This window comes from Mycobacterium sp. (assembly GCF_035570115.1).
Classification (GTDB): Bacteria; Actinomycetota; Actinomycetes; order Mycobacteriales; family Mycobacteriaceae; genus Mycobacterium.
Window position 1 is genome coordinate 19187 of the sequence record NZ_DATMLH010000264.1, and the last position, 8375, is coordinate 27561.

Annotated in this window: 8 protein-coding genes; 3 read left to right on the top strand and 5 right to left on the bottom strand. The window is 66.7% G+C overall.

Annotated features, from left to right (window positions below):
* The first annotated feature begins 43 nt into the window (after window positions 1-43).
* Window positions 44-2131, top strand: a complete 2088-nt coding sequence (locus tag VNW74_RS25000) for an NAD-dependent epimerase/dehydratase family protein (RefSeq protein WP_325681833.1) — start codon at window positions 44-46, stop codon at window positions 2129-2131.
* On the opposite strand, the gene VNW74_RS25005 is transcribed toward VNW74_RS25000, so the two are convergent.
* From VNW74_RS25005 to VNW74_RS25025, 5 genes are all read right to left on the bottom strand, one after another.
* Complete coding sequence (locus VNW74_RS25005; protein ID WP_325681835.1) at window positions 2124-3356, bottom strand: NAD(P)/FAD-dependent oxidoreductase; 1233 nt, start codon at window positions 3354-3356, stop codon at window positions 2124-2126. The genes VNW74_RS25000 and VNW74_RS25005 overlap by 8 nt on opposite strands.
* Window positions 3357-3441: 85 nt before the next feature.
* The gene (locus tag VNW74_RS25010; RefSeq protein WP_325681837.1) at window positions 3442-3774 is read right to left on the bottom strand and encodes a TfoX/Sxy family protein; all 333 of its coding nucleotides are present in this window, start codon (window positions 3772-3774) and stop codon (window positions 3442-3444) included.
* Between the two features lie 35 nt (window positions 3775-3809).
* Entirely contained in the window at window positions 3810-4199 is a 390-nt protein-coding gene (locus tag VNW74_RS25015) for a nitroreductase/quinone reductase family protein (RefSeq protein ID WP_325681839.1), read from the bottom strand.
* Between the two features lie 28 nt (window positions 4200-4227).
* Entirely contained in the window at window positions 4228-6543 is a 2316-nt protein-coding gene (gene lon / locus VNW74_RS25020; RefSeq protein ID WP_325681841.1) for an endopeptidase La, read from the bottom strand.
* Between the two features lie 63 nt (window positions 6544-6606).
* Window positions 6607-7161 (bottom strand): CGNR zinc finger domain-containing protein, encoded by a 555-nt coding sequence (locus VNW74_RS25025; protein WP_325681843.1) that lies wholly within the window; start codon window positions 7159-7161, stop codon window positions 6607-6609.
* 237 nt (window positions 7162-7398) lie between these two features.
* On the opposite strand from VNW74_RS25025, the gene VNW74_RS25030 reads away from it, so the two are divergent.
* Window positions 7399-8055 carry a hypothetical protein gene (locus tag VNW74_RS25030; RefSeq protein WP_325681845.1) on the top strand — a complete coding sequence of 219 codons (657 nt, stop codon included), beginning with the start codon at window positions 7399-7401 and terminating at the stop codon, window positions 8053-8055.
* A gap of 141 nt (window positions 8056-8196) precedes the next feature.
* Window positions 8197-8375, top strand: a 179-nt coding sequence (locus VNW74_RS25035) for a recombinase family protein (protein WP_325681853.1), incomplete at its 3' end; no start/stop codon positions are given.

Below are 8375 nucleotides of genomic sequence, written 5' to 3' on the forward strand. Positions count from 1 at the left end.
ATTGTCATTTTTGACAGCTAGGCACCGTCGGAGGTGGTCGGGCGTGCGGGTGCTGCTAACCGGGGCCACTGGAGTGGTCGGGCGTGCTGTGGCCCGACAGTTGCTTGCGGCCGGACACACGGTCAGCGGCATCGCAGGGCGCCCGCACGAAAACCTGGATGGCGACGTCGACTTTGTTTGCGGGCCGCTCACCGGCCCGATTCTGCAGCGGCTGGCCGACGGCTCCGACGTGGTGATTCACCTGGCCCCAATCGAGGCGACCGCGCCCGGCAGCGCCGGGCTCGGTGGGTTGGTACGCGTCACCCATGCAGCGGCCCGTGCAGGTGCCCGGCTGATCTACGTGTCTCAGTCTGCCGGTCAGCCGAAGCTGTACCAGCAGGCCGAGGCGCTGGTGTCGACCGGCTGGGCACCGAGTCTGATCGTCCGAATAGCCCCGCCGCTGGGCCGCCAGCTCGATTGGATGATCTGCCGCACGGTCGGCAGCCTGCTGCGCGACAGGGATTCGGCCAGGCCATTGCGGTTACTGCATTTCGATGACCTGCTCCGCTTCCTGATGCTCGCGGTGGCCACCAACCGCACCGGGCTGGTTGACCTCGCGACTGGCGACACCACCGAGTTGGTCACCGCGCGCCGGTTGCTGCGATCCGTCGAGCATCTACCGCGGCTCTCACGCCTGCCAACCTGGCCCCAGCTGATTCCCGAGCTCGATACGTCGATAGAGACATGGCAATTCGAATTCGGCTGGCGCGCAATCGACGCGGTCGCCGACACCGCGCGCGGGCTGCGCGGCCGCAAACTCGACGTCAGGGGCACCGTGGATCTGGCAGGTCATCTGCCGATCCCGCTGGAAGTGACGCCGCGGACCGAGCCGTCCGACGGCACCCGGTTGCTGTCCGCATCGCCGGAAGGGTTGGAGGGTGAATTCGACGACCGAATCGACCCCCGCTTCCCGGTGTTCAGCGCGGCCGCCCTGGCCGAGACGCTGCCCGGACCGTTGACCCCGATGACGCTTGACGTGCAAATCGCCGGTATGCGTGCCGCCAACCGGGTGATGAGCCAAGTGATGGCTTGGGGCGACGTGACTGCCGAAGAATGGGGGAGCCGCGCGATCGCGGTTTTCGGCCACCGCCCCTACGTTGGCGTTTCGGCCAGCGTGATCGCCGCAGGCCAGTTGCCCGGCTGGGACGTGGACGAGCTCGTGCAACAGTCATTGGGCGGCTCAGACGTCGGTGGGCTGTTGCCGCTGGGGCGGCCGCCGCTGACTGGAGGGCTGCTCGGATCGGCGGCCAAAGCTGTTGTCGTGAAGCGGGCGTTGGTGTTTTTGCGGCACCTGAAGGCCGACACCCGGGCTTACCTCGAGGCCGCGACGGCCGAGCATCTCGATGTGGCGCAATTGAATTCGCTGTCGAATGGCGAGCTGCAAGTGCGGGTTCGGTTGTTGCGGGACCGGATCCACCAGGGCTGGGGTCTGACCGGGCGGTGGCTGATCGACTCCGGCGTCACCGCAGCGACGGTGGAGCCCGCCGGGCTACATCTCGGCATCTCGGGAATCGCCGCGTTGCTGGAAAGCGAAGTCGTTGCGGCTAAGACTTCTTCATTGGCGGCGCTCATCCGAAACGACCGGCAATTGTGCGCGCTTGCTCTCGACGGTGACCTGGACGGTATCAGCGCCCTGTCCGGCACGATCGCTGCGGCGTTCGCGTCCACCGTCGCCCGGCTCGGGCACCGAGGTCCCGAAGAAATCGAATTGGCCAGTTTGGTGTTCGGTGACGATCCCGCGATGCTGCTCGTCGCGGCCGGGCGAAGCGCGACCGGCATACCCCGGGCGGCTTCGCCCGATGCATCTGAGGCGAAGCTGGCCGAGCGGATGGCTGCCAACGCCCGAGCTTCTCGAGAATCGGCGTACGACGCGACGATGCGGTTCACCCATGAGCTGCGAGCGACTTTGCGTGAGTTGGGGTCTCGATTGGTCGATGCGGAACTCGTCGACCTCCCGGGAGAGGTGTTCTACCTCACCTGCGACGAGGTGGTCACCCCGCCCGCCGACGCCCGGCTGCGAATCAAACGCCGGCGCGCCGAGCGCGAACGGTTGCAGGGCCTGCGCCTACCCGACGTCATCACGCTCAGCTGACCAGCTCGCCCAGCGGCGCCTGCGGGTCGGCCAGCTTGTCTGGGTCCACGGTGGTCCTCGACCGGATCAGGCTCTTGACGTCGTCGAGCACATCCCAGATATTGACGTTCATTCCCGCCAGTACCCGGTCGTCGGCATCGAGCCAGAAGGCGACGAATTCGCGACCGTCGACGTCGCCGCGGAACACCACCCGGTTATATGTCGGCGCGTAGCCGGCATACTCCATCCCGAGGTCGTACTGGTCGGTGAAGAAGTAAGGCAGCTCGGTGTATTCGGCCTTTTCACCAAGCATGCCTGCCGCCGCCACCGCGGGCTGCTTGAGCGCGTTGGCCCAGTGTTCGGTGCGGATCCGGCTGCCGAACAGGGGATGCTCGGCGGCGGCGATATCGCCCACCGCGTAGATGTCGTGGTCACTGGTGCGCAGTGACGCATCGACCAGCACCCCGCCGTCACCCGTCGACAGACCGGCCTGGTCGGCGAGTTCGATGTTGGGCTGCGCGCCGACGGCCACCAGCACGGCGTCGGCGGCAACGCTCGATCCGTCACCGAGCCGCAGGCCGGTGGCCTTGCCATCGGCGGTGGCGATCTGCTTAACCTCGGAGTCCAACCGCAGGTCGACGCCGTGATCGCGGTGCAGCGCGGCGAATACGGCGCCAACCTCTTCGCCGACCGCGCCCACCAGCGGCAGCTTGGCGGTTTCGACCACGGTGACGTTGACGCCGCGCTGACGCGCGCTGGCGGCGACTTCCAGCCCGATCCAGCCCGCGCCGACCACAGCAAGCGACGACCCTTCGGCCAGAGCTGAATTCAGTGCTAATGCGTCCTCGAATGTCCGCAGATAATGAACTCCGGCGGCGTCGGACCCCGGAATGGGCGGCCGCCGCGAGCGCGATCCGGTGGCCAGCAGCAGCTTGTCGTACTCAACCCTGGTGTTGTCCGGAAGCTCGACGGTGTGTGCCGCCCGGTCCACCGACAACACCCGAGCATTCAGGCGGAGGTCGATCTCGTTCTCGCGGTACCACGTTGAGTCGTGCACGGTGAAATCGTCCAGCGACTTCTTACCCGCCAGAAACTCCTTCGACAGCGGAGGCCGTTCGTAGGGCAGGTGATCTTCCTCGGCGCAGATGATGATCTGTCCATCGAAGTCTTTCTCGCGCAGGGCTTCCGCGGCCTTAGCTCCGCCAAGTCCGCCACCGATGACGACGAATGTCCTCGAGTTGGCCATGATCGCCGCTCCCTTCTAGCCGCAGGTGGTGCGCTCGTTCGTAACGCTTCGCGTACCCGCCGTGGCGGCTGACCAACCGCACTATTCACTTCGGCGGCAGGCTATGCACGTGGTTCACCCCGCGGGCCACCCAGCCTGCAAGCTGGCGTTTGGTTTTCAATCCTTCGGGGTCGATTCGCAACCAGCCCCGGGCCTCGCGGCCGGCCATCACCATCGGGTTGACGTGCGCACGATCGAGCAGCTTTTCGGTTTCCTGGGGCGGTACCCGCACCAGTAACCCGCCCTCACGGCTGGCGGCGACGGCCATATGTCCGTTGATCAGGAAGGCGAGGCCGCCGAACATCCGTTTCTCGTCGACGCCACGCTCAGGCGCCAGCAGTTCGCGGATTCGCTCAACCAACTCGGTGTCGTAGGCCACGGCGCAACGGTAGCGCCAAGCACCGACCTGCGGCCTCAGTCCAGATCCACCCGAATGGTCAGCAAGTCACTGCCCGCCAGGCGCACGAGTGTGCTGTTGAAGCCGGGCAGGCTTCGCAGCCGCTCTTTCGCGTCATCCCCGGGCAACAGGTGGGCGGTGCCGTTGCGCCATCGGCCGTGGATGCGCAACCGCACCGCGGGGTTGGCCTTGATGTTGAGCACATAGTGCGAATGCTCCCCGTGCTCGGAGACCATCCAGAACTGATTGCCGATCACTCGGCCCCCGATCGCGGTGCGGCGCGGCTGCCCCGACTTTCGGCCGATGGTCTCCAGCATCGGGAACGGCAATCGCCGACCCACTGGATTGACCACCAGCCGTTGGGCCGTATGGACGATACGCCGTTTAAGCCGTTGCGAGTCGGTCATAGCCGCACGCTATCCGACTTGTCCGACATCACGCCGCGGCGGTCGCCGCCTGCGCAGCCGGTTCCAGTGCCTGGGCGACGATTTCGGCGACATCGGTCATCGGCTTGACGTCCAACGCCTCGAGAACTTCGGCGGGCACATCGTCCAGATCCGGCTCGTTGCGTTGCGGGATGAACACCGTCGACAACCCTGCCCGCTGCGCGGCCAGCAGTTTCTGCTTCACGCCGCCGATCGGGAGCACCCGGCCGTTCAACGTCACCTCGCCGGTCATCCCGACGTCGGCGCGCACCTGTCGCCCGGTAGCCATCGACACCAGCGCGGTCACCATCGTGACACCGGCCGACGGACCGTCCTTCGGGACGGCGCCGGCTGGCACGTGCACATGGATCCGCCGGTCGAGGGCCGACGGATCGACACCCAACTCTGCGGCGTGCGAACGGACGTAGGACAGCGCGATCTGCGCGGACTCCTTCATCACGTCACCGAGTTGACCGGTCAGCTGCAGGCCCGGCTCACCGTCGTTGGCGCCGGCTTCGATGTAGAGCACATCGCCGCCCAGCCCGGTAACGGCCAGCCCGGTCGCCACGCCCGGCACCGCCGTGCGTTCCGCCGATTCGGGGGTGAATCGCGGCCGGCCCAGGTAGCTGACCAGATCCGGCTCGTCGATGGTGACCGGCTCCGCGGCGATCTTCGTGGTGACCTTGCGCAGCGCCTTGGCCAGCAGCCGCTCGAACTGCCGCATACCGGGCTCACGGGTGTAGTCCGCGGCGATCTTGCGCAGCGCGGCGTCGGTCACGACGACTTCGTCGTCGGTCAGCCCGGCACGGTCGCGTTGGCGCGGCAACAGGAAGTCGCGCGCGATCGCCACCTTGTCGTCTTCGGTGTAGCCGTCGATCTGCACCAACTCCATCCGGTCCAGCAGCGCGGACGGGATGTTCTCGATGACGTTGGCCGTGGCCAGGAACATCACATCGGACAGGTCCAGATCCAGGTCCAGGTAGTGGTCGCGGAAGGTGTGGTTCTGCGCGGGGTCAAGCACCTCGAGCAGCGCAGCACTGGGGTCGCCGCGGTAGTCCGAGCCGACCTTGTCGATCTCGTCGAGCAACACGACGGGGTTCATCGAGCCGGCTTCGCCGATGGCCCGCACAATGCGGCCGGGCAGCGCGCCGACGTAGGTGCGGCGGTGTCCGCGGATCTCCGCCTCGTCGCGCACGCCGCCCAACGCGACGCGAACGAACTTGCGGCCCAGCGCGCGAGCGACGCTCTCACCCAGCGACGTCTTGCCGACCCCGGGCGGACCGGCCAGCACCATCACGGCACCGGATCCGCGGCCGCCGACGACCTGCAATCCGCGCTGCGCACGGCGTGCCCGCACCGCCAGGTATTCAACGATGCGGTCCTTGACGTCGTCCAGACCGTGGTGATCGGCGTCCAGGATCTCCCGCGCCGCGGCCAAATCCGTCGAATCCTCGGTCGTGGTGTTCCACGGCAGGTCGAGCACCGTGTCCAGCCAGGTGCGGATCCAGCCGCCCTCGGGGCTCTGCTCGCTGGAGCGTTCCAGCTTGCCGACCTCGCGCAGCGCCGCCTCGCGAACCTTCTCGGGCAGGTCGGCCGCCTCGATTCGGGACCGATAGTCGTCAGAACCGTCCGGCTCGCCCTCGCCGAGCTCCTTGCGGATCGCGGCCATTTGCTGGCGCAGCAAGAACTCCTTCTGCTGCTTCTCCATGCCGTCGCGGACGTCCTCGGCGATCTTGTCGTTGACCTCGACCTCGGCCAGGTGCTCGCCGGTCCAGTCGATCAACAGGCGGAGGCGACTGCCCACATCGTCGGTTTCCAGCAGCTGGCGCTTCTGCACCGCGGTCAGATACGACGCATAACCAGCCATGTCGGCCAGCGCCGACGGGTCGACCAGCCGGTTGACGACGTCGACCAGCTCCCAGGCCTCGCGGCGTTGCAGCATCGCCAGCAGCAGCTTCTTGTAGTCGGCGGCCAGTGCACGCGTCTCGTCACTGGGCTCGGGATCGGTGATCTCGGTCACCTCGACCCACAACGCCGCGCCGGGCCCGCTGGCTCCGACGCCAATGTGAGCACGTCGTTCGCCACGCACGACCGCTGCGGTACCGCCTCCGGCGATCTGTCCGACCTGCAGAATCGTCGCCAGCACGCCGTAGGACGGGTAGCGGTCGTCGAGCCGCGGGGCGATCAGCAGCTGGCCCGACTCGCTGGCGCGGGCAGCGTCGACAGCCGCTCGAGCAGCGTCGTCCAAGGCGATCGGCACGACCATTCCGGGCAACACGATCGGGTCACTGACAAACAACACCGGCACTGATTTGGCTTCAGCCATCAAATCCTCCAAAGTTAAGCCTGTCGCGCTCAACCTTTGTCGGACGTGATTTGTTCCCGAGGACTACGCGGTAGCAGACGAGGCGCGCTGGCGGGCCCGGAAGGCCTGAACTTTCGCTTTGTTGCCGCAGGTGCCCATCCCGCACCAATGCCGGTTTTTCGCCCGCGACGCATCGAGGTACAGGCGCGTGCAGCCCGGGTGGGCACAGCGCTTGACGTTCTCGATGTCGGTTCCGGCGAGGAGATCGAGTAGATCCGCGGCCAGGCTCGCCAGCAGTTGCGATGGCGTGCCCTCGCGGCGGGTAGCGCCGGTGCGCAGTAATCGGGGCGTGAGCTGAGGGTGGGCGGCACGCTCGTTGAGCAGGTCGACGTCGGCCAGCTGCGGCCGGCGGTGCTCTAGCCGGGCGATTACGGTCCGGTAGATGGCTTCCCGCAGCTCGATCGCGGCCGCCAGATCATCTTCGGTGACGTCGATGGCGGCGTCGAGCAGCCCTCCCTGAACTGCAAATTCGGAAAACAGTTCGGGCCGCGTCAACAGTTCTTCGCGCGCCGAATCGCGGTGCTTCATGGTGCCCACGAAGTTCAGGCATCGGCGGCCGCCCACATAGACGAAGGTCACAAGTAACCACCTTGACAGGTTTCACCACCGAGCGCAAGCTGTAACTGCCTAACAAGGTTACGCCGGCCTTAGTGCGCCGAACGAGAAGGACACGTCCGACGTCTAAGCGAGTAACCAGCCGATCTATTCGGCAGTGAACGGCGAAAGGAGCCAACCAAAATGGACCTCTACCGGATAACCCACCCGCTGAGGTTGGCCAGAGGATCGCATCAGCCGGGGTCCGGCAAAGGGTGCGCGATGAACGTCATTTCTTACATCACCGGCGATGAGCAGGTCACCGACTTTCCGACCCGCTCGGCCCGGCCGCTTAGCCTGCTCGTGCAGACATCCAACGACCTGCTCGCCGGACCTGATGGCTACCTGTTACCCGATGACAGCGTGCTGGCCCTCGACCTCGCCTGGCAGACGGTCGGAACCGCCGATGTTCCGGAGACCGTCGTCCATGCCTGGATCGCCGAATTGCTGACAAGTCCGACCTGGGGAGTGCTCAAGTACGCCAAGATCACCGCCCACAAAGCGATCCTCGACATTGCCGAGCTGCATCGCGCCGCCGCTTCGGGGGACATGCCCGCCGTCGCCGACTGGGGCGCCGCCGGCCGCACGGCCCGCGAGGTGGCCTCGACCCTGAGCGGCGCCGGGATGCGCGCGGCGCAGGCCGCCGCCGAGTCGACCGCATTCGTGGACAACGACCTGCTGATATCACTGGACAAGGTCGTCGCTCACGCGCAAAACGCGCACGGTCTAGCCTCCGGGGACGCCACCGCGGCCAGCCGGATGACCCAGCTCACCGGCCATGCGATCGGCGCATGGCGCCAGCTGGCCGGACTCGCCCAGGACGCCGTCCGCGACATCAGCCCCGTCGAGCCCGAATCGCGCGTAGCGGTTTACGCCTAAAAGAGCGGCGTCTGGGCATCATCGCGGTGCGGTCAGCGCGGCATCGCCTCCCGGTCGACAGACGCCGCTAGGCACGGGCTCGGGAACAAGCAAGGCACTGTCCGGGTGCTGACGTCGGTCTGCTCAAATATATTTGAGGGTATGCGCGCAGCCGTCTACACCAGAATCAGCCAAGACGCCACGGGGCAGCGCGCCGGTGTGACCCGCCAGTTGGAGGACTGCGAGGCACTCGCCGATCAGCTCGGTTGGGAGGTCACCCACCGCTACCGCGACGACGACCTGTCCGCCTACCCCAGTCACACCCGTCCCGGCTTCGAGGC

What these genes read in the sequence shown, in the direction of transcription:
- VNW74_RS25005 (WP_325681835.1), bottom strand. Translation starts at nt 3,356, where the DNA reads ATGGCCAACTCGAGGACATTCGTCGTCATCGGTGGCGGACTTGGCGGA.
- VNW74_RS25015 (WP_325681839.1), bottom strand. Translation starts at nt 4,199, where the DNA reads ATGACCGACTCGCAACGGCTTAAACGGCGTATCGTCCATACGGCCCAA.
- lon (WP_325681841.1), bottom strand. Translation starts at nt 6,543, where the DNA reads ATGGCTGAAGCCAAATCAGTGCCGGTGTTGTTTGTCAGTGACCCGATC.
- VNW74_RS25030 (WP_325681845.1), top strand. Translation starts at nt 7,399, where the DNA reads ATGAACGTCATTTCTTACATCACCGGCGATGAGCAGGTCACCGACTTT.